We start from the raw sequence: 20,195 nt of genomic DNA on the forward strand, positions 1-20,195 counted from the left end.
CCCAAGGCTAGCGCACGCCCTAACGAATTCCGGCCCGCATAAACGATTGCACGAACTGACGCTGGAATAACAAGAATCCGACCAGCAGGGGTGCCGCCGATAACAACGTCGCCGCCGTGATCACCGACCAATCAATCCCCTGGTCGGTCGACGAAAACACCTGCAAGCCGACCGTCAATGGTCGCGACTCCACCGAGTTGGTGATGATTAAAGGCCACAGAAAGTTATTCCAATGGTGACTAACCGACACCAGGCCGTAAGCGACATAAATCGGCTTTGCCAGCGGCACGTACACTTTCCACAGAATCTGCAGCGGCCCCGCACCCTCCACGCGGGCAGCCTCCTCCAACTCGCGCGGCACGGTCTTGAAGGTCTGGCGCAGCAGAAATATCCCGAATGCGGAAGCGAAGTACGGCAGCCCGATGGCAAACACCGTATCGCGCACGCCCAGCACACTCATGGACCGATAGTTTTCCACCAGCAACACATCGGGCATGATCATCAGCTGCAACAACACCAGCAGGAATAAAAAATCGCGTCCGGCAAATTCAAACCGCGCGAACGCATAGCCTGCCAGGGTCGAGAGCACCAGCTGCGCGGCCAGCACCATGGTCACGAGCAGAAAGGTGTTGATGTAGTACTGAGGAAACGGCGCGGCATGCCAGGCGCGCGCGAAGTTCTCCAGCGTCCATGGCGCCAGCAGATCAAAACGCGTGGCATAGGCCGGCGGATGAAACGCCGCCCACACCGCATACGCGAGCGGCAAGATCCACAACAGGCCCAGTAGCCAGGCACCCAGCGTGTCGAGTTTTCGGGTCATTGGTAATGCGTCTTCCGGTCAAGCCAGCGAAACTTCACGAGAGCCGTGATCGCCAGGATCAGCAATAGCACCACTGTCAGCGTTGCAGCGTAAGCGGTGTCCCAGAAACTAAAGCCCACCTGATAGATGTAGTAAAGCAGCAGCGTGCTCGCGTTGTCCGGCCCGCCGCGCGTCATGACGACTACGTGATCGACCAGGCGGAACGCATTGATCAACGCATTGACCAGCACGAACAGCGTGGTGGGCATCAACAACGGCCACAATACCCGGCGGAAATACTGCCAGCGTGATGCGCCCTCGAGCAGCGCCGCTTCGCGCAACGAGGGCGATACGGTTTGCAGCGCGGCGAGATAAAAGATCATGAAAAAGCCGGCCTCTTTCCAGATCGTGACCATCATCAGCGCGGGCAAGGCGGTATCGCGGCTACCCAGCCAGTTAGGTCCGGCGATGCCAAACCACTGCAGCACTTGGGCGATCAGTCCGTACTGTGGCGTATAGAAAAATAGCCAGATATTCGCCACCGCCACCATGGGCAATACGGTGGGCGTGAAGTACGCCATGCGCAAAAAACCCCGGCCCGCCAGGCGCTGATTGACCCACAACGCCATCACCAGCGCGATGGCGATGGAAGTCGGTATCGTCCCCAGCGCGAACCACAGGTTGTTCCACAGCGACTGCCAGAACACCGGATCGTCGGCCATCAGCGCATAGTTTTCGAGCCCCACGAAGCGCGCCGGGCGGTTGCCTCGCGGGGTCGAGTAAAAGCTATGCCACATCGTGGCCAGCGCCGGATAGTGCGTGAACGCGGCCAGCAATACCATCGCCGGCAATAACAGCAGCCAGGCGTAGACAGCGTGCAAGGATTTGTTCATCGCACTGATGCCTTAGCGATAGCTGCGCAGAACGCGATCGGCTTCACGCTGAGCGTCGCGCATGGCTTGCTCCGGCGTCTTGGAGCCGGTCAGCATGGCCTGCAGCGCGTCGTTGAGCGTCTTGGTCACGCGTTGATTGTCATGAGTGGAAAACTCCGCGACGCTCACTTCGAGTTGATCGCGCGCCACCGTAGCGGCCGGGACTTCCTCGGCATACTTCTTCATCTTTTCGGTTTCCCACGCAGCCGGCGTCACCGCGACATAGCCGGTCGCGATACTCCAGTCCGCCGCGCGCTCGGGCGTCGTGGCCCATTGCGCGAACTTCAAGGCCGCGGCTTGCTGCTCGGGCGTGCCGCTTTTAAAGATATAAAAATTGCCGCCACCGGTCGGGCTGCCGCCGCGTATTTTCTTGGGCATCATCGCTACGCCAAACGGAAAGCTCGCGTTCTTGCGGATATTGGTGAGGTTGCCCGTGGTGGTCCATACCATCGCGGCCTTCTTTTCCAGGAAGTCTTTCGGCGTGGTACCCCAATCGATGGTGCCGCGCGGCATCACGCCATGCTTGACCGACAGATCCTGCCAGAACTGCGCCGCCTCGATTACGTGGGGTTTATCCAGATAAACTTCGTTGCCCTCTTCGTTCATCAAGATCGCATCGTTCGGCGTGGTCAAGGCCTGGAATAGCCAGTACGCGAATGCGCCACCGGACGGAATCTCCAGCCCCCATTGCGTGACATTGCCCGAGGCGTCTTTCTTGGTGAGCTTCTTGCCGTATTCGACCAGCTCTTCCCATGTGCCCGGCGCGCGCTCGGGATCCAGGCCTGCCTCTTTAAACAGGTCTTTGTTGTAATACATCACGATGGTTGATCGTTGAAACGGTATGCCCCATACATGGCCGCCCGTGCGGCTGTTCTGCATAAAGGCATCGTAGAACCCGCTCAGCCATTTCTTATCCGCATCTGTCTTGGCCAGACCATCGATGGGCACGATCGCATCCTCATCGATGAGCGTGAACATATCGGTGGAAAGCAACACAGCCAGTTGCGGTGGCGTGCCGCCCTTTAACGCGGTCAGCGCCTTGGCGATGGAATCCTGATAGGAGCCCGCGTAAATCGGCTTGATGTCGATATCCGGATTCTCTTTTTCAAACTCGGCCACCATATCGTCGACGATCTTGGTGATCGGCCCACCGACCGCCACGGGGTAATAGAACTCGACTTCCACGGGCTTGGCCAAGACGTATCCCGGCAGGGACAAGCAGGCGCCGGCCAGGGTGGCGGCAAGGGCTTTGAGAGCAGTTTGTCGCATGATCGTTTTCCTAAGATAGCAGTGACTCGGGTGACAGAGACTCGGCGCCAGAGCGCCCCGGCACAGAAATAGCCGCCGCATCGGCGGCAAAAAAATGTTGGTCTTCAGGACGCCACGCGACGGTCAACATATCGCCCGCGTCGGCGCGCAAATGCCCGGGCGCGCGCACCGCAATGCCGCTGCAGCTGCCGATGCGGCATACGACGATGGAATCCGCGCCGAAATACTCCACGCTTTCCACCACGGCCGGATAGCCTTGATCGCTAACGCGGATATGCTCGGGCCGCACTCCCAGACGCTTGGCCTGCTCGGGTGCGCTCGCGATGGTGATCCCGTGCAGGCCCGCGATGCCCAGGCCGCCGTTTTCGCCGGCCAGATCGATCAGATTCATCGGCGGCGTGCCGATAAAACGTGCCGCGAATTCCGTCGCGGGCCGCGCATACAAGCCATCGGGCGTATCGCGCTGTTCAATGCGCCCTTGTCGTAACAACACCACCTGATCCGCCATGCTCATCGCTTCGGTCTGGTCATGCGTCACGTACACCATGGTGATGCCCAACGACTGTTGCAGCGCGCGTATCTCGCGTCGCATTTCATGACGCAACTGCGCATCCAGATTCGACAAAGGCTCGTCCATCAAGCACACGGGCGCTTCCGATATCACCGCGCGCCCCAGCGCCACGCGTTGCTGTTGTCCGCCCGATAATTGCGAAGGCTTGCGATCCAATAGCGCCGTCAATCCCAGCAGTTTCGCCACGCGATCCAATCGGCGCGGGAAGTCGGCGGCGGGCTCCTTGCGCACTTTGAGTCCGAACAGAATGTTCTCGGCCACTGTCAGATGGGGAAAGAGCGCATACGACTGAAACACCATCGAGATGCGCCGCTGCGAGGGTGGCAGATGCGTGACATCGCGATCGCCGATCAATATCCGCCCGGACGTGGGCGTATCCAACCCCGCGATCATGCGCAGCGTGGTGGATTTCCCGCAGCCCGAGGGCCCGAGCAGCACGGTGAAGCTTCCCGCCGGGGCGCTAAAGCTCACGCCCTCGATCGCGGCGGCATCGCCGTACTGCTTCGTCAAATTTTCCAGAACGATGTTGGACATATTGATCGTGAAGAGAAGTGAACGGCTCGGTACGTCATAGGCGCTGTCGCCAGCCCCTGTATTCTGGGTCTAAATGAAATCCTTTTCATTCTGCAGTGCAAACATGACGAGAGCATGTCAGTGCAGCCATGTCGTGAGCGGCGCTATTCATCGATCAGTCCTCCGTTTTCGTCATGAAAGGGATATGGCCCCGGATAGTCGTCGATATAGGCGTGATGCGTGATCAGCGCGCCATCGCGCCAATCGTGCAGATGAAACGCGGGCGGTTCCATGACGAACTGACCCGGCGCATCGGGCTGCAGATTCAGCGCGATTTGATGCGCCGGACTCGGGCAAGTCGAGGCGATCGTGCCGCCAAAACGCCGAAAAATGCTGCGGTGCAAATGCCCGCAGAGGATGCGTTCCACATTGGAATGCGCGGAAACGATCGCTTTTAAGGCCTCGGCGCCTTCGAGCAAACCGATGTTATCCATGTACTCGATGCCCGTTAGGAACGGCGGATGGTGCATAGCGATGACCGTTGGCCGCTCTGGTTGTTCCGCGAGCCGCGCGCGCAACCAGTCCAATCGCCGTGCACACAGCGTGCCATGCCCGTGCATGGGCACGACTGTATCGAGCATCAATAAACGCACGGGATAGTCTTCCACCGCATACTGCACGAATCCATCGATTCCGCGCAGATAGTCATGTCCCGTGAACGTTTCCATCAAGGTCTCGCGCGCATCATGATTGCCCGGCATCAGAAAATAAGGCGCGCGCAATGCATTGAGCATGTTCTTCAGATGTGCGTACTCTTCGCGCTTGCCGAAGTCCGTCAAATCCCCGCTGATGATGACGACATCCGGCGCGGGGTTCAATCGATTCAATGCATGCACCGCGGGCGGCAGATAACTGTCAGTCTCCACCCTGCGATAGGCTTTCTGACCCGGCATGCGGATGTGTAAATCCGAGATCTGTGCGATGAGCATGTGTCAGGTTCTCATGGGTTCGTAGTGGGTAAAACGCCTTCATGCGGCATAGGCACGCCTGCGTCGTGCAGGCTGCGGCTGCCATACGCCAGCCGTGCCGCCATCCACAATGCGATGCGGCAAGCGCACCGAGGCCGCTGGCTTGCCGGCTAATCGATCCAACAGCAATGCGCACGCCGTCGCGCCGATGTCGCGGCTGGGTTGCGCCGCAGTGGTCAACGGAGGAACCAGCAATGCGCCCACGCCCGCCCCGTCAAAACCGCAGACCGCCAGATCGCCGGGCACGTGTACACCCAACTCGGCCAGTTGCGATATCACTGACATGGCCAACAAATCGTTAGAGCAAAACAAGGCGCTGGGCGCATCCGCGCGCGCCAGCAGGTCGCGCAATATCGCCGGACTGGACTCGGTATGCGCGGGCATGACGCAGTGCGCAATGCGCGGCAGCCCCAATGTCTTTGCCCCTGCCCGCGCGCCTTGCAACCGTCGCCGCGCCCTGTCGGACGAGGTTAGCGGGCCGCTGACGAACGTCAATCGCCGATGTCCCCAGGCGCTCAAGCGCGCCACCATATCGAAGGCAGCGGCCTTGTTATCCACCGACACGTACGGGTGCGATGCCGATTCGTTATAGGCCAGAATATGCGGCAGGCCCGCCAGCTCCAGCGCATGCAGCGTGGCATTGCTCGCCGCGTCCCCCACCGTCAAGACCAATCCGTCGATTTGGTGATCGATCAGCGCTTGCGCATAGGCCGATTCGACCGAGGGGTCATAGCCGGTGAGCCCCATCATCACGCTATATCCGGCCCTGCGCGCGGCCTGTTCGGCGCCTTCAAAACATTCCGCGAAAACCGGATTGGCCAGCGTGGGCAACAGCAGCCCGATCGTACGCGTACGCCCCGCACGCAGGCTGCGTCCGACGCGGTTCGGACGAAATCCCAACCGTTGCGTCACTTCATCGATACGCGCGCGGGTCGCCGGTCGCAGCAGGCCAGGTTGATTGAACGCCCTGGACACGGTGGCGGGCGATACTCCGGCTTCGCGGGCGATCTCCAGAATAGACAGGCGCTGCGGCGTTTTTGCGGTCATGGCAGCTCAAGGTTGAAAACGATTTCACTTTAAGGGACGAGCATGACAGCCAGATTGCAGCGCATACGGTATCGTGCTTATATCGTCTTGCCAATCAAAACAGGTGCTGCAATGCGGCAACCTGCCGAGGGCACGCCTGCACCGCGCCACGCAACGTGCGGGCCGCCGTCGCGCAGGGAGTCGATTCAGCGTAGGGGAAAACCACGCCGCCGCATTGGTGCCGTGGTCATAACAGAGCAAAGGATATAGACCCGTGATGGAAGCAAACCGTTTAAGCGCCACCCAGGCCGTTGAACGTCTCGCGCGCCGAGAGTTGAGCGCGGAACAGTTGCTACGTGACTGCCTCGCGCGTATCGAGGCGCGCGAACCGATCGTGCAGGCCTGGACGGCGCGCGATGCCGAGGCCGCCTTGCAGCATGCGCGCGAACTGGATCGCTCGCCGATACGCGGCGTGTTGCACGGTCTGCCGTTTGGCGTAAAAGACGTTTTCGCCACGCATGATCTGCCGACGAGCTGCGGGTCCGCAATCTACGCCGGTCACCGTCCGCCCGCCGATGCCGCGGCCGTTGCGCTTTGCCGGCAAGCGGGCGCCATTGTGGCCGGCAAGACCGTGACCACCGAATTCGCTTCGTATCAGCCCGGGCCCACGCGCAATCCACATAACCCGGCGCATACCCCTGGCGGTTCATCCAGCGGGTCTGCCGCTGCCGTGGCCGACTATATGGTGCCATTCGCACTCGGTACGCAGACCGCTGGCTCTATCATCCGGCCCGCAGCGTACTGTGGCGTCGTAGGCTATAAGCCTTCGTTGGGCCGCATCCAGCGCGCGGGCTTGAAAACCATTGCCGACTCCCTCGACACCATAGGCGGATTTGCGCGCACGGTAGACGATGTCGCATTGTTCGCTTCGGTGATGATGGGCGACGCTTCATTGCGCGACCTGGCCTACGATGGCCGGCCCCGCATTGGCTTGTATCGGCCTTCGCAGTGGCCGAGCACTGAGCCGAGCGTCCAACAAGCCAGCGCGCTTGCGGCCAGCGCCTTGTCGCGCGCCGGCGCAGAGATCGAAGAAATCGATCTGCCTCCTGCACTGGCTGCCCTGGCTCAAGCGCAGGCCGACATCATGGCCGTGGAAATGGCGCAGTCGCTCGCTTTCGAACACCTCCGTTATCGTGATCGATTGGGCGATGCACTGCTCGCCGTGCTGGATGCTGGCACCCGTATCAGCGCCGCCGAACATCAGGCGAACCTGCAGCGCGTGCAAGACGGGCGCGCGCAAGTAGAACGTTGGTTCGAACAATACGATGTGCTGCTCGTCCCCAGCGCGACCGGCGAAGCGCCCTTATTCGAAAGCGGTACCGGCGACCCCATCTTCTGCCGGATGTGGAGCGCGCTTGGCACGCCATGTGTGCATTTACCGTTCCATACGGGCCCTCAGGGTCTGCCCCTTGGATTGCAAGCCATCGGCCGTCGCGATGATGATCGTCGCACCCTCGCGATCGCGCGCTGGATGCTAAGCGTGCTGCGTCCTGGACAGTAATTCAAACGCGGGCATTGCTACCCGTTGTGCTGGCAGACACGGCTCATGCAAAACGCCCTAAGCGCAGGAGGATCACTCCAACACTTAGGGCGTTATCGAGTGGCCGCCTCGTGAGCGGCCATGCCTCATTTGTTTCGGATCAGCCGCGCCACGATAACGGCGCGGTCCTGCTCCATTGCCAAGGTGGTTAAGCGGCGGTAACCGCTGCGTCCACGGACGCTTCCTCGCGATTGTTCAGTTGGCGGTTCACCGCGCTCAACACCGCACGGAACGAAGCCGTCACGATGTCGCGGTCGATGCCTACGCCAAAGCCCGTGGGAGAGTCGCCCACGCGCAATTCCACATAGCTGGCCGCGCGCGTATCGGTGCCGGTGCCGATGGCGTGCTCGTGGTAGTCCATGATGCGCACAGGCACATCCAGCGCATTCACGAAGGCCGAGATCGCACCGTCACCCGAGCCCGTGACCACACGACGCTCGCCGTTGTAGTCCAGCTCCACTCGGATATTGAACTGCTTGCCTTCGCCCGCGGCCGGGTCACCCTCGATGCTGTGACGCACCAGTTTCCACGGTGCATGCTGTTCGAGGTATTCGCGGCTGAAGATCGTATGCACATCGTCGGCCGTGACCTCGCGGCCCGTTTCGTCCGTGACGCGCTGAATCGCGCGGCTGAATTCGATTTGCAGGCGGCGCGGCAACACGAGTCCATGCTCTTGCTCGAGCAGGTAGGACACACCGCCCTTGCCGGACTGGCTGTTCACACGGATCACGGCGTCGTAGCTGCGGCCCAGATCCGCCGGGTCGATCGGCAGATAAGGCACTTCCCAGACGGCGTCGGGTTTCTGCTGCGCAAAGCCCTTCTTGATCGCATCCTGATGCGAGCCCGAGAAAGCCGTGAAAACCAGATCGCCCGCATAGGGATGACGCGGATGCACCGGCAACTGGTTGCAGTACTCGGCGCAGCGGCGCACTTCGTCGATGTCCGAGAAGTCCAGGCCCGGGTGCACGCCTTGGGTATAGAGGTTCAAGGCCAGCGTGACCAGGTCGACGTTACCGGTGCGCTCGCCGCTGCCGAACAGGCAACCTTCGATGCGGTCGGCGCCGGCCATCACGGCGAATTCAGCGGCAGCCACCGCGGTGCCGCGATCGTTGTGCGGGTGCACGCTCACGATGATGCTGTCGCGACGAGCCAGATTCTTGTGCATCCACTCCACTTGGTCCGCGTACAGATTGGGCGTGGTGGCCTCGATCGTGGCGGGCAAGTTCAACACCAGCTTGTTCTCCGGCGTGGCGCCCCAGGTCTCGGCCACGGCGTTGGACACCTCCAGCGCGAATTCCGGCTCGGTGGTGCTGAATACTTCCGGCGAGTACTCGTAACGCCATTGCGTCTCGGGATGCTGCGCCATGTATTTTTTCACCAGCTGCGTGCCGGTGATGGCGATCTGCTTGATCTCTTCTTTGCTCATGTTGAAGACGATCTTGCGAAACGCCGGGGCGCAGGCGTTATACAAGTGCACCATGGCTTGCTTGGCACCTGCGGCCGATTCCACCGTGCGGCTGATCAGGTCTTCGCGGGCCTGTGTCAGCACGATGATGGTCACATCATCGGGGATGCGCTTTTCCTCGACCAGTTTACGTACGAAATCGAAATCCGTTTGCGAGGCAGACGGGAAACCGACCTCGATTTCCTTGAAGCCGATTTTCACCAGCTGCTCGAAAAATCGGATCTTGCGCTCGACGCTCATCGGCTCGATCAACGCCTGGTTGCCGTCGCGCAAATCGGTGCTCATCCAGATGGGCGGCTGGGTGATACGGCGGCTGGGCCAGGTGCGTTCAGAGAAGTCGCGCGTAAACGGCGCAAAGGGGACGTATTTGGTAGCGGGATTAGCAAGCATCATGACACCTTGATCATTAGGCCCCGGGGTTGCCGGGATAAACATTTACCGGAGGGGATAACCGGAATGCTCTGTTCGGCGGGTCAGGGTTTAAGTCTGATCCCTCAATAAACCGCGTATGGGTTTACTGGAAACAATCAATGAACAGAGAAAACGTGTGGCGTACGAGGCTGCCGAGCTACCACAGGCGCGAGGCCCGGCAACCGATCGGTAGGTGTAGCGATAGCGCAATGGTGGAGGTGCGAGCGCACAGGCCAGCGCCCGGAGCGTCGTAGCGTCCGGAAGCAATCGCGAGGGGGATTCGGATATTGGCCATAAGCCGATAGTCAAACATATTTCCCGTGAAAGTGCAATCGACGGACGCCGGAATGCAGTGGGAAACACAAAAAATAGGACTGAAGGCTATCCACGCAAAGGGTCGACGCCCGGCCAGTCGCCGGTGCCACACCCTTCGGTGGCGCTACAGATTAGGCTCGATGCGCTGTGCACCAGCGGGGCGGACAGGCGTGCTCGCGGAGACGCGCGCGCTGGATACCGTGGTCGATGCGGGCGTTGCCACGATGGGCGTGGCGACTGGCGCTGCCTGCGCGCGGGTGGTCAGCACCGGCGTCACTACCTCACCGGTGCCATCCAGAATGGCCGTTTGTTCACGCACCAGCTCGATCTTGTCGATCCGCCGGTGTCGCAGCTCGATCCCGGCCTGACGCAGGTCGCCCAACGTAAACGGTTCCTCGCGATTGCCCCACACCCAGCGCAGCACATCGCGCACTTCCTCGGACAGCTGGGAAGACAGAGACGAGAGCTCCGTCGCGGACAGCGGGCGCGCGCGCGATGCGGCAATATCAGACTGAATCCAGGCGCGGACTGCGAAGAAAACGATCAAGGTCCAGATCGCCACAACGCCCCACCACACATACGGATTGATGCGCGTCAACAGATCGATGGCTTGCTGACCGAACGCCTGCAGACCTTCAAAACTGAGGCCCCGACCAAAATTCAGCAGCCACGAAGCCACCATTAGCCATATGATGGCGGCCACGATCAGCACCACGGCCCGCACAAGCAGTCGCGGCAGCCCTAGTTTGAGCAGCGTTTGGCCGATCAGGCGGCGGTCGTGGCGGATGCGGTCTGGCGAGGCGGCGTTCATCATGCAAAATATTGTACCTATGACCAGGCCAGCCTTAGAACTTCGTACCGGTCAACATTTGACGTTGACACCCCAACTGCAGCAGTCCATCCGATTGTTGCAGCTTTCCACGCTGGATCTGCAAACTGAAATCTCGCAGGCGTTGGCCGAAAACCCCATGTTGGAGCGCAGCGATGAGCGTGTCGAGGCGGAGCCGGAGGCCCCTCCCTCGCCCGAAGCCAGCATGGATGACCTGTCCGCACGCGATGGAGAAGTGCGGCAGGAAGAGATGCCGGGTGCGGGCGGCGTGTATCCCGATGACTTGCCGGAGCGGGAAGATCGCGCGCGCAGCGAGACATTACGTGAACACTTACTTTCGCAATTAGGTTTGACCCGTCTGGGAAGTCGGGACGCAGCACTGGTCACATTGCTGATCGACGAGCTGGATGAAAACGGCTACCTCGCTTCGCCTCTGGATGAAATCCTGGGCTGGCTTCCTGCCGAGGCCGAGATCGATATTGATGAGCTGCGCGCTGCGTTGAGCCTGCTGCAATCTTTCGATCCGCCGGGCATAGGCGCGCGCGATATGTCAGAGTGTTTGTTGTTGCAATTACGCAACCCCGATCCCGAGCGCCTGCGCGAATCCGAGGATCCGGCCGTCCTCGCCTGTGCGCGCGAGCTCTGCACGCACCATCTGAACTTGTTGGCCAGCGGCAATATGACCCGCGTGCGCGACGCCGTCGCGTGCGACGACACCACGGTGCGCCGCGCGCATGCCTTGATCCGCAAACTCGACCCGCGTCCCGGGCGTCCCTGGACCGTGCCTGCCGCCGACTATGCCGTGCCGGACGTCATCGTGCGCAAGAACCGCCAGGGCTGGCAAGTCGTGCTCAATCCCGCTGCGGTGCCACGATTGAAGGTCAACGCCTTGTATGCAGAGCTGCTGGGCAACCAACGCGAATCCCAGCACGCAGGTTTGCACGCGCAACTGCAGCAGGCGCGCTGGATGATACGCAACGTGGAGCAGCGTTTTGACACGATCCTGCGTGTCGCACAGGCCATCGTCGCGCATCAGACCGCGTTTTTCAGCGAGGGCCCGGCGGCCATGCGCCCACTGATTCTGCGCGACATCGCCAACGAGCTGGGATTGCACGAATCAACGATTTCCCGCGCGACCACACAGAAATTCATGCTCACGCCTTTTGGCACGCTGGAGCTGAAGCACTTTTTCGGCACGGGCGTGGCCACGGACGGAGGCGATGTGGCGTCGGCCACCGCCGTGCAGGCGGTGATTCGTCGGCTCGTAGCCGACGAGGATCGCCGTAAGCCGCTCTCGGATAACCAGCTGACGCAACGGCTGGCCGACCAAGGCATCGTCATCGCGCGCCGTACGGTGGCGAAGTATCGCGAGGCCATGCGGATACCGCCAGCCAGTCTACGCAAGGCGCACGCGGCACAGGCTTGATCACCCTTTTGTCCCTGTTTTCATGCACTTACCGTCGGTAATTTGAGACGTCGGAGGGGCTTGCACGCGCGCGAATAAGTGACGATAATTGTTCTCATGTACATTTGCATATGTAATGCCGTCAACGAACGCCAGATCCACGCCGCCGTGGACGCAGGTGCGACGACGCTCGATGATTTACAGTTCGAACTAGGCGTGGCCACGTGCTGCGGATGCTGTGCCGAGATGGCGCAGGAATATCTGCCCGGCGGGCGTTGTTCGAAGGTTTGTCATAGCCAGAGCGTCGCGGTGGAGCTCGATGCCGCGCCCGGACTAGAAGCCGGGCAGGCAGCCAATAGCTTCCCGATCGCCCTCGTCGCTGCCGCCTGAATCCGCAATTGACGCGCTGTTCACGCTAGCCGAAAATCCGCGCAGGTGCGTTGTGCTTACCCAACAGCCCGCCGTGTGCGATTTTTCCCGCTATTTGCTGGCTGCCCGACTCGATTTTCGGCGCCAGGCTAAGTCTTTTCTTCTCGCCTTTAGTCTTTGCGTTCGCCGCAACGCCACGTCAGGCGTCCTCTGACCTGCGGCTCATCCAAAACGCAGACTCATTCTCATTCGATTGTCGTTTTCCGCTCGTGCTTGCAGTGGCATTTACGAAATGACGGCTGGCTCTAGCCCTGGCCGCCGGGCAATGTTAGCCTGCGGACGTTGCATGCGCGATCAGGCGCACGCGGGAGTGCGGCTGACGCATCCCGAGTTCGTAAGGAGTACACCATGAAAGGCGACAAAACCGTCATCCAGTTTCTGAATAAGCAACTGACCAATGAACTGACGGCCATTAATCAATACTTCCTGCACGCCCGTATCCTGGGACACTGGGGACTGAAGAAGCTGGCCAAGCACGAGTATGAAGAGTCCATCGGCGAGATGAAGCATGCCGACCGCCTGATCGAGCGTATTTTGATGCTGGACGGGCTGCCTAACCTGCAAGACTTGCACAAGCTGATGATCGGCGAAGACGTACCCGAATTGCTGGCCTGTGATCTGAAGGTCGAACAAGGCGCACAGGCGACGGTCAAGGACGCCATCGCCTACTGTGAATCGGTGCGCGATTATGTCTCCCGCGATCTGTTCCAGGACATCTTGGACGATACGGAAGAGCATATCGACTATCTGGAAACGCAGATCGAGTTGATTGGCAAGGTGGGATTGCAGAACTATCTGCAAAGCCAGATGGATGTAGACAATCCATAAAAACAAAACGCCACGGTCTGATGTCCGTGGCGTTTTTGCTTTTGGGGGCCATCACTGCGTCAAGGACGCGATGGACATTCCTTGATGGTGCCCCAGGCCCGGTTGGGTCCGCAGTACTTGTTGCGGGCGTTCCACGAGCAGGTGGGGCGCTGGAAGAAGCCTTCGTTGGCACATTGCGCGAGTTCACGGCGCAAGGCGTTTTGCCAATCACCATTGCCAGCGTTCTGGCGAGCCTGCGTATTGGCCTGTGGCGCGCTATTCATCGCCGTGCTCCCGTAGGCATCCTGATTGCCCGGAGGCGCCGTGGTCGTGGGGGGGAGCGAACCGACATCCAACGTCGTGACATCCGACGGCCCGGAAGGCAGCGGCACGTTGGAAGACGCCGCCAGCCCCTTGGCCTGTTCCATGGTGATGTTGTCGCGCGAGAGCTGCACCGAAGGGTCCGTGGTCGTGTCAAACAGCGAGACCGTGGGCACGGCCCAGCTGGTGCCCGACGGACGGTCCGGCACTCCTAGCGTGCCATCCAGGCGCGGCTGGGGCGGCTGTGCGACATAAGGGCGGCCATTGGCATCCAGAATGGGTTCCTGGGATGCCAGCGCCTGCTGCCCCGGCACCGCGGAGGCTTTTGGAGCGTGCGCAACCAGCCAATCGCCCAGTTGGATTCCACCCCATGCCGCCACGCCTAGCGCCAGCAGAAGCGTCGCGATTAATACTCGCCAAGACATTGCTACCCTCATGTTTGCGGCCGCGCTGCGCCTTTAACTGTGACTGCTGAACACCTGCCCGCCGTGTTCACGCATCGCGTGGAATTTCACGTCCGGATACAGGTCTTCGGCCACCCGTAACTGCGCAGGTGAGCTGATCAAAAAGGCCGCCGCATCCACCACATCATAGGCGATGTGTGCTGCGTTGGCATCCATGAACTTGCGCAGGGCCTTCGGGTTATCGGACGTGAACCAGCGCGCCATGGTGTAGCGCGAGGGCATCATCCGGGCCTCGACCCCGTATTCGGTTTTCAGACGGTGCGCGACCACCTCGAACTGCAGCTGACCCACCGCACCCAGCAGCAGCGTGCCGCCGGAGGCTTCGGGACGGAACACCTGAATCGCGCCCTCCTCGCCCAGCTGCGTCAGACCCACGCGTAACTGCTTGGTGCGTAAAGGATCTTTGACTTCCACCGCCTGAAAGAGTTCGGGCGCGAAGAACGGCAAGCCGGTGAACCGCAGGTTTTCGCCTTCGGTCAGCACATCGCCCAGTTGCAGCACGCCGTGGTTGGGAATCCCGATCACGTCGCCGGCATAGGCCTCGTCCAGTAGCTCGCGGCGCTGGGACAGAAAAGACACCACGTTGTTCGGGCGGATTTCCTTGTTGGTTCGGGCGACTTTCAGGCGCATGCCACGTTCGAAGCGGCCGGAGCTCACGCGCACGAACGCCACGCGGTCGCGGTGGGCGGGGTCCATATTGGCCTGCACCTTGAACACCACGCCGGTGAACTTGGGCTCCTGCGGCTCGACCAGGCGTTCGAGCGCCTGACGCGGGCCGGGCGCGGGGGCGAGTTCCACCAGCGCGTCCAGAACTTCCTGCACGCCGAAGTTGTTGATCGCCGATCCGAAGAACACCGGGGTTTGCTTGCCCGCGAGAAAGGCCTCGCTATCGAAGGCGGGCGCGGCTTCGTTAATCAGTTCGATCTCGCCCAGGGCCTGATCGAAGGCCGAGCCAAAGCGCTCGGCGATTTCCGGATTCGACAGGCCGTTGATGATGTCGTCTTCATCGGTACGCCGTTCCTGGCCCGGGCGGAACACGCGCATGCGGTCGCGGCGGATGTCGAACACGCCGCCAAACGACTTGCCCATGCCGACCGGCCAGGAGAACGGCACGGCGTCCATGCCCAGATGGCCTTCAATTTCGGAGAGCAGCTCCAGCGGTTCGCGGACTTCGCGGTCGAGCTTGTTGATAAACGTGATGATGGGCGTGTTGCGCGCGCGGCAGACCTGCAGCAAACGGATGGTCTGCGGCTCCACGCCGTTGGCGGCATCGATCACCATCAGTGCGGCGTCCACCGCCGTCAACACGCGATAAGTGTCTTCGGAGAAGTCTTGGTGGCCCGGGGTGTCGAGCAGGTTGATCACGCAATCGCGATATTCCATCTGCATCACGGAGGACGCGACGGAGATCCCGCGTTGCTTTTCGATTTCCATCCAGTCGGAGGAAGCATGACGCGAGGCTTTACGCGCCTTGACGCTACCGGCGATCTGAATTGCGCCTGCGAAAAGCAGCAGCTTTTCGGTCAACGTGGTTTTACCCGCGTCCGGGTGCGAGATGATGGCGAAGGTACGTCGCCGTGCAACTTCTTGTGGAATATTCATGGTCGATGCGATTTTACTGGCGTGCGAAGGATACGCGCGTAACGCGCGCGGTTACACAGGCTTCGTTACGTATGACGCCGAAAAGTTGCCAGGAAGACACCGGCGAGGATGAATAGGGACCCAAACAGCCGGTTCATCCAGCGGATATGGCGCGCGTTGCGCAGCAGACGCAGCACTTTGGCGGCCAGCAGCGTATAGACGCCCATGGCGACCATATCGGTGAACACCAGCGTGCCGGCGATGGCCAGATACTGCGGGGCCAGCGACGCGGCGGGATTCACGAACTGGGGGACGACGGCGAGCAGGAAGACCGTGCCCTTGGGATTCATCAGGTTGACCAGAATGCCGCGCATGATCAGCTCGCGCACCGAGAAATGCGCGGGATTGCCGGCATCCACGGCTACGGGCGCGGCGTCCGTGCGAATTTGGCGCACGCCCAGGTAGACCAGATACGCCACGCCCAGATACTTGACGATGGCAAAGGCGATTTCAGAGGTCGCCAGCACCGCGCCCAGGCCCACGGCGACAATCAGGAATTGCGCCATGATGCCGATAATCAGGCCCACGGTGTTCCAGTAGCCCCGCGCAAAGCCGTACTTCAACCCCGCCGACATCGCCGAGATGGCCCCCGCGCCTGGCGAAAACGAGATTGCCCATGCAGCGACAAAAAAGGTTAGCCAGGTCGAGAGCGTCATGATGCGGAAATGGTGGAGAAGGACTTGCTAGGGGAACTAGGCTCGGATATTACTTGCCCAGCAGCGCGGCGCGTGGCGCGCTGGCAGGACGGTTACCAGCGGGGCGGCTGGGTGCGCGAGCGTCCGAGCTGCGTGCTCCATGGCCACCGTTGCCGGCAGGACGGTCGCCGCGCGGCGCCGGAGCGCGGTTGGCGCCATGACCCGCGGCAGGCGCACGGCCCGAGCCGGTGCGCGGGGCCTGACCCGCGCGGGGGGCGGCGCGGTGCTCACCGTCGTTGCTCGCGCCACGGCCTGCCGCATTGGCTCCCGTGCCGCGACCCGCGCGGAATTCGCCGTTGCCACCATTGCCGCCATTGCCGCGCGTATTGCGCGATTCGCCATTACCGCCGCTACGGCCCGCTCCGCCTCGATTCGCACCGTTACGCGGTGCGCCCTGGCGACGCGGCTGGCGCGAATCTTCTTCGCGTTCCTGGCGGGCGAAGCTGGCTGCGTTGGTATTCGCATCCGGCGTCCACCCTTCGACCGGCAGACGCGGAATGGCTTTGCCGATCAGGCGTTCGATCGCCTTGAGGAGCTTGATTTCGCTGTTGTCCACCAACGAGACGGCGGCACCCGTGGCGCCCGCGCGGCCGGTACGGCCGATGCGGTGCACGTAGTCTTCCGGCACGTTCGGCAATTCGAAATTCACCACTTGCGGCAGCTGATCGATATCCAGGCCGCGCGCGGCGATATCGGTGGCCACCAGCACGGTGACTTTGCCGTCTTTGAATCCCGCCAGCGCGCGCGTACGGGCCGCTTGGCTCTTATTGCCGTGAATCGCGGCGGCGCTCAGGCCGTCTTTGACGAGCTTTTCGGCCAAGCGGTTCGCGCCATGTTTGGTGCGGGTAAAGACCAGCACTTGATGCCAGCCGCTTTCGCGAATGATGTGGCTGATCAGGTCACGCTTGTGATGCTGTTCGACCATGTGGGCCGTTTGCGTGACGAGTTCGGTGGCGGTGTTGCGCGGGGTGACCGAGACTTCGCCCGGGTTATTCAGCACGCCGCGCGCGAGGCTGCGGATTTCATCCGAGAACGTGGCCGAGAACAACAGGTTCTGACGCTGTTTGGGCAGCAGCGCGAGCACCTTGCGGATATCGCGGATAAAGCCCATGTCCAGCATGCGATCGGCTTCGTCCAGCACCAGGATTTCCACGCCGGATAGATCAACCGTCTTTTGGCCGCAGTGATCCAGCAGGCGACCGGGCGTGGCCACCAGAATGTCCACGGGCTTGCGTAGCGCGCTGATCTGCGGGTTGATGTTCACGCCACCGAACATGACCATGGAGGTCAACGGCGTGTGCTTGCCGTACACCTGCACCGACTCGGCGACCTGGGCGGTCAGTTCGCGCGTGGGCGTGAGGATCAGGCAGCGAGGGCGTCCGGCCTGTTTCAGCGCGGGCTTGTTTTGCATCAGCAGATGCAGGATGGGCAGTGTAAAGCCGGCCGTCTTGCCCGTGCCCGTCTGGGCCGCGGCGAGCAGATCGCCGCCTTTTAACACCTGAGGAATGGCTTGTGCCTGGATGGGGGTCGGCGCGGTGTAGCCGGTCTCGGCAATGGCGCGCAATAAGGGATCGGCCAGCCCGAGGTCGGCAAAAGAAATGGTGGCAGTCAAAACAACTCCAGCGGCAGCCTGTCGCTCTATACGAGAGAGTCCAATCCAGGCGGTCGGATGAGGAGAAAAAAGAGGAGGCCCATTGGTGAAGTGGCCTAGCGTGGCGGCAGAGCACCAGCGTACGTGTGCTGATTGGCTAAGCACACGGATGGCATTGTAGCCCATGGGGGAAATGTGCAGCCCGATGCCGAAATCGAGCGGTTGCGCGATAAAGTAGGGTTACATCAGCCGCCGTTCGTTACACCGCACTTGCGCAGGCAGCGCAGTGCGGGCATTCCGGGCGGCATAATGCCAACTGGCGGTTGAAAGACACAGGGTTGTATTCATCAGACCGCATGATGGTCAGCTACTAGACAGGACAAAAATATGATGACGATTTCTCGCTGGTTAGGTGTGTTTGGCATGGCGCTGGTCGCCGTGGTCATGTCGGGCTGCGGCTACAACAGCATTCAGGCCGCAGACGAAGAGGTCAATGCCTCGTGGTCGGAAGTGTTGAATCAATATCAACGCCGCGCCGATCTGGTGCCGCAACTGGTTAAATCCGTTGACGCCTATATGACGCATGAGCGCGAGGTGCTGACCCAGGTGACCGAGGCACGCAGCAAGGTCGGCTCCCTGCAGATCACGGCGGATCAACTGGATGACCCGGCAGCGCTGCAGCGTTTTCAAGAGGCCCAAAATCAGTTGACCTCGGCCTTGTCGCGATTAATCGCCGTGTCGGAAAACTATCCCCAGCTCAAGTCGGACGGCCTGTTTCGCGATTTGATGACGCAACTGGAAGGCACGGAAAACCGTATCGCGGTCGCGCGTGGCCGGTATGTGAAATCGGTGCAGGCGTATAACGTGCTGGTGCGTCAATTCCCCGCCGTGATCACGGCCAAGGTGCTCGGCTATGCGCCCAAGGCGAACTTTACCGTCGCCGACGAGGCCGCGGTATCGCGCCCGCCGGAGATTCGTTTCAGCAATGAAGCGCCGGCCCGTAATCCGGCTCCGGCGCAATAGGCTGGGTAGGCTCCGGCAACGAGGCGAAATATGGCGATGTGCGGCAAAGCATGGCGGGGGCGTAAGGGCCAGGGCGGAGTTGGTATGAAATCCGCCTGGATACCGGCGAACGCAGTGACAGGCCTGAGGCGTTGGTTTCTGGCGGGCTTGCTGACGGTTTTACCCGTGTTGGGCATGGCTCAACCCGGTACACCGGACGCGCAGACGTCGCCGGCGAACACGCAGCTTTTGCCGCTGCGGTCTGGCGTGGGTACGGGTCTTGCCCCCGTACTGGGGCCTATGCAGGCTCAGCCTTCGGACGAAGCTAAAACGTCGCAGCCGCCAGCGACGACCGGTCAACCACGGCCTGCGGTGAAAGACCTTGCCGATGCCCCCGCCGATGTTCCACAGCTGCGCGCGCGCGTCACCGATATGACGGGCACGCTGGACGCGACACGTCGTCAGGCGCTGGAACAGCAATTAGCGGCGCTGGAGCAGCGCAAAGGCGCGCAAGTCGCGGTGCTGCTTGTCCCAAGCACCGGCCAGGATACGATCGAGCAATATGCCACCAGGGTGTTCGACGCGTGGCGCTTGGGTCGCAAAGACACCGATGACGGCGTTTTGCTTGTCGTGGCCACGGACGATCGCGCGTTGCGCATCGAGGTGGGTTACGGGCTGGAGGGAGCCATTCCCGACGTCATGGCCGGGCGCATTATCCGCGAGCAAATCGTCCCGAGGTTTCAAGCGGGTGATATGGCAGGCGGTGTCGAGGCGGGCGTGGCCGCGATTGAGAAGCTGGTCGATGGCGAAGCGCTACCCCCGCCCGCGCCCACGCCGACGGCAAGCGATGAGCTGCCTATGGGCGAGCTCGCCCTGCCCTTTTTGCTGGGCATGGTCGTGCTGATTCTGGGGGCGTCCACCATATTCGCAGGTGTAGGGGCGGCCTTGGTGTCGTGGTTCGTCTTCGGCAGTGTGGGCGCCGCGTTGATCGGTGGTGTCGCCGGGTTTGCCATCAGTGGCCTGTTGGGCGTGCTGGGCTTTAAGAAGCTGTTTCGCGAATGGCTGCGGCGCGGCGGCGGGGG

The 20,195-nt window shown here is 61.5% G+C and carries 18 protein-coding genes; 6 read left to right on the forward strand and 12 right to left on the reverse strand.

Features of this window, described 5'->3' with window-relative positions:
- Window positions 1–19 precede the first annotated feature (19 nt).
- The 6 genes from GOQ25_RS15370 to GOQ25_RS15395 form a co-directional block, all read right to left on the reverse strand.
- The gene (locus tag GOQ25_RS15370) at window positions 20–820 is read right to left on the reverse strand and encodes a carbohydrate ABC transporter permease (RefSeq protein ID WP_160351357.1); all 801 of its coding nucleotides are present in this window, start codon (window positions 818–820) and stop codon (window positions 20–22) included.
- Complete coding sequence (locus tag GOQ25_RS15375) at window positions 817–1,692, reverse strand: carbohydrate ABC transporter permease (RefSeq protein WP_160351358.1); 876 nt, start codon at window positions 1,690–1,692, stop codon at window positions 817–819. The genes GOQ25_RS15370 and GOQ25_RS15375 overlap by 4 nt, the downstream gene beginning before the upstream one ends.
- Before the next feature lie 12 nt (window positions 1,693–1,704).
- Window positions 1,705–3,000 carry an ABC transporter substrate-binding protein gene (locus tag GOQ25_RS15380; protein WP_160351359.1) on the reverse strand — a complete coding sequence of 432 codons (1,296 nt, stop codon included), beginning with the start codon at window positions 2,998–3,000 and terminating at the stop codon, window positions 1,705–1,707.
- Between the two features lie 10 nt (window positions 3,001–3,010).
- A complete protein-coding gene (locus tag GOQ25_RS15385; RefSeq protein WP_160351360.1) occupies window positions 3,011–4,105 on the reverse strand; it encodes an ABC transporter ATP-binding protein in 1,095 nt (364 codons plus the stop codon).
- 143 nt (window positions 4,106–4,248) lie between these two features.
- On the reverse strand, window positions 4,249–5,073 hold the full coding sequence (locus GOQ25_RS15390) for a phosphodiesterase (RefSeq protein WP_160351361.1): 825 nt from the start codon (window positions 5,071–5,073) through the stop codon (window positions 4,249–4,251).
- A gap of 39 nt (window positions 5,074–5,112) precedes the next feature.
- Window positions 5,113–6,159, reverse strand: coding sequence for a LacI family DNA-binding transcriptional regulator (locus GOQ25_RS15395; protein ID WP_160351362.1), 1,047 nt, complete (start codon window positions 6,157–6,159; stop codon window positions 5,113–5,115).
- Window positions 6,160–6,415: 256 nt separating this feature from the next.
- Between GOQ25_RS15395 and GOQ25_RS15400 the strand changes: the two genes are divergently transcribed.
- Window positions 6,416–7,699: an amidase gene (locus GOQ25_RS15400; protein WP_160351363.1), complete on the forward strand. Its 1,284-nt coding sequence runs from the start codon at window positions 6,416–6,418 to the stop codon at window positions 7,697–7,699.
- A 187-nt stretch (window positions 7,700–7,886) separates the two neighbouring features.
- On the opposite strand, the gene leuA is transcribed toward GOQ25_RS15400, so the two are convergent.
- Complete coding sequence (gene leuA / locus GOQ25_RS15405) at window positions 7,887–9,596, reverse strand: 2-isopropylmalate synthase (RefSeq protein ID WP_160351364.1); 1,710 nt, start codon at window positions 9,594–9,596, stop codon at window positions 7,887–7,889.
- 457 nt (window positions 9,597–10,053) lie between these two features.
- Window positions 10,054–10,743 (reverse strand): hypothetical protein, encoded by a 690-nt coding sequence (locus GOQ25_RS15410; RefSeq protein WP_160351365.1) that lies wholly within the window; start codon window positions 10,741–10,743, stop codon window positions 10,054–10,056.
- Between GOQ25_RS15410 and GOQ25_RS15415 the strand changes: the two genes are divergently transcribed.
- The 3 genes from GOQ25_RS15415 to bfr all read left to right on the forward strand — a co-directional run bounded on the left by GOQ25_RS15415 (window position 10,742) and on the right by bfr (window position 13,420).
- Window positions 10,742–12,184, forward strand: coding sequence for an RNA polymerase factor sigma-54 (locus tag GOQ25_RS15415; RefSeq protein ID WP_160351366.1), 1,443 nt, complete (start codon window positions 10,742–10,744; stop codon window positions 12,182–12,184). The two genes, GOQ25_RS15410 and GOQ25_RS15415, sit on opposite strands and share 2 nt — an antisense overlap.
- 96 nt (window positions 12,185–12,280) lie before the next feature.
- Entirely contained in the window at window positions 12,281–12,553 is a 273-nt protein-coding gene (locus GOQ25_RS15420) for a bacterioferritin-associated ferredoxin (RefSeq protein WP_160351367.1), read from the forward strand.
- A gap of 387 nt (window positions 12,554–12,940) precedes the next feature.
- Window positions 12,941–13,420, forward strand: coding sequence for a bacterioferritin (gene bfr / locus GOQ25_RS15425; RefSeq protein ID WP_160351368.1), 480 nt, complete (start codon window positions 12,941–12,943; stop codon window positions 13,418–13,420).
- A 59-nt stretch (window positions 13,421–13,479) separates the two neighbouring features.
- On the opposite strand, the gene GOQ25_RS15430 is transcribed toward bfr, so the two are convergent.
- The 4 genes from GOQ25_RS15430 to GOQ25_RS15445 form a co-directional block, all read right to left on the reverse strand.
- On the reverse strand, window positions 13,480–14,157 hold the full coding sequence (locus GOQ25_RS15430) for a hypothetical protein (RefSeq protein WP_202109499.1): 678 nt from the start codon (window positions 14,155–14,157) through the stop codon (window positions 13,480–13,482).
- 21 nt (window positions 14,158–14,178) lie between these two features.
- The gene (locus tag GOQ25_RS15435; protein WP_160351370.1) at window positions 14,179–15,786 is read right to left on the reverse strand and encodes a peptide chain release factor 3; all 1,608 of its coding nucleotides are present in this window, start codon (window positions 15,784–15,786) and stop codon (window positions 14,179–14,181) included.
- Window positions 15,787–15,851: 65 nt separating this feature from the next.
- The gene (locus GOQ25_RS15440) at window positions 15,852–16,481 is read right to left on the reverse strand and encodes a LysE family transporter (protein WP_160351371.1); all 630 of its coding nucleotides are present in this window, start codon (window positions 16,479–16,481) and stop codon (window positions 15,852–15,854) included.
- 49 nt (window positions 16,482–16,530) lie between these two features.
- Window positions 16,531–18,132, reverse strand: coding sequence for a DEAD/DEAH box helicase (locus GOQ25_RS15445; RefSeq protein ID WP_160351372.1), 1,602 nt, complete (start codon window positions 18,130–18,132; stop codon window positions 16,531–16,533).
- A gap of 369 nt (window positions 18,133–18,501) precedes the next feature.
- Here GOQ25_RS15445 and GOQ25_RS15450 point away from each other — a divergent pair, with 369 nt between their 5' ends.
- Window positions 18,502–19,134, forward strand: coding sequence for a LemA family protein (locus GOQ25_RS15450; RefSeq protein WP_160351374.1), 633 nt, complete (start codon window positions 18,502–18,504; stop codon window positions 19,132–19,134).
- 84 nt (window positions 19,135–19,218) lie between these two features.
- A partial coding sequence (locus tag GOQ25_RS15455; RefSeq protein WP_236844608.1) for a YgcG family protein occupies window positions 19,219–20,195 on the forward strand: 977 nt, incomplete at its 3' end.

The sequence above is a fragment of the Bordetella sp. 15P40C-2 genome (assembly GCF_009763235.1).
Taxonomy (GTDB): domain Bacteria; phylum Pseudomonadota; class Gammaproteobacteria; order Burkholderiales; family Burkholderiaceae_B; genus Bordetella_A.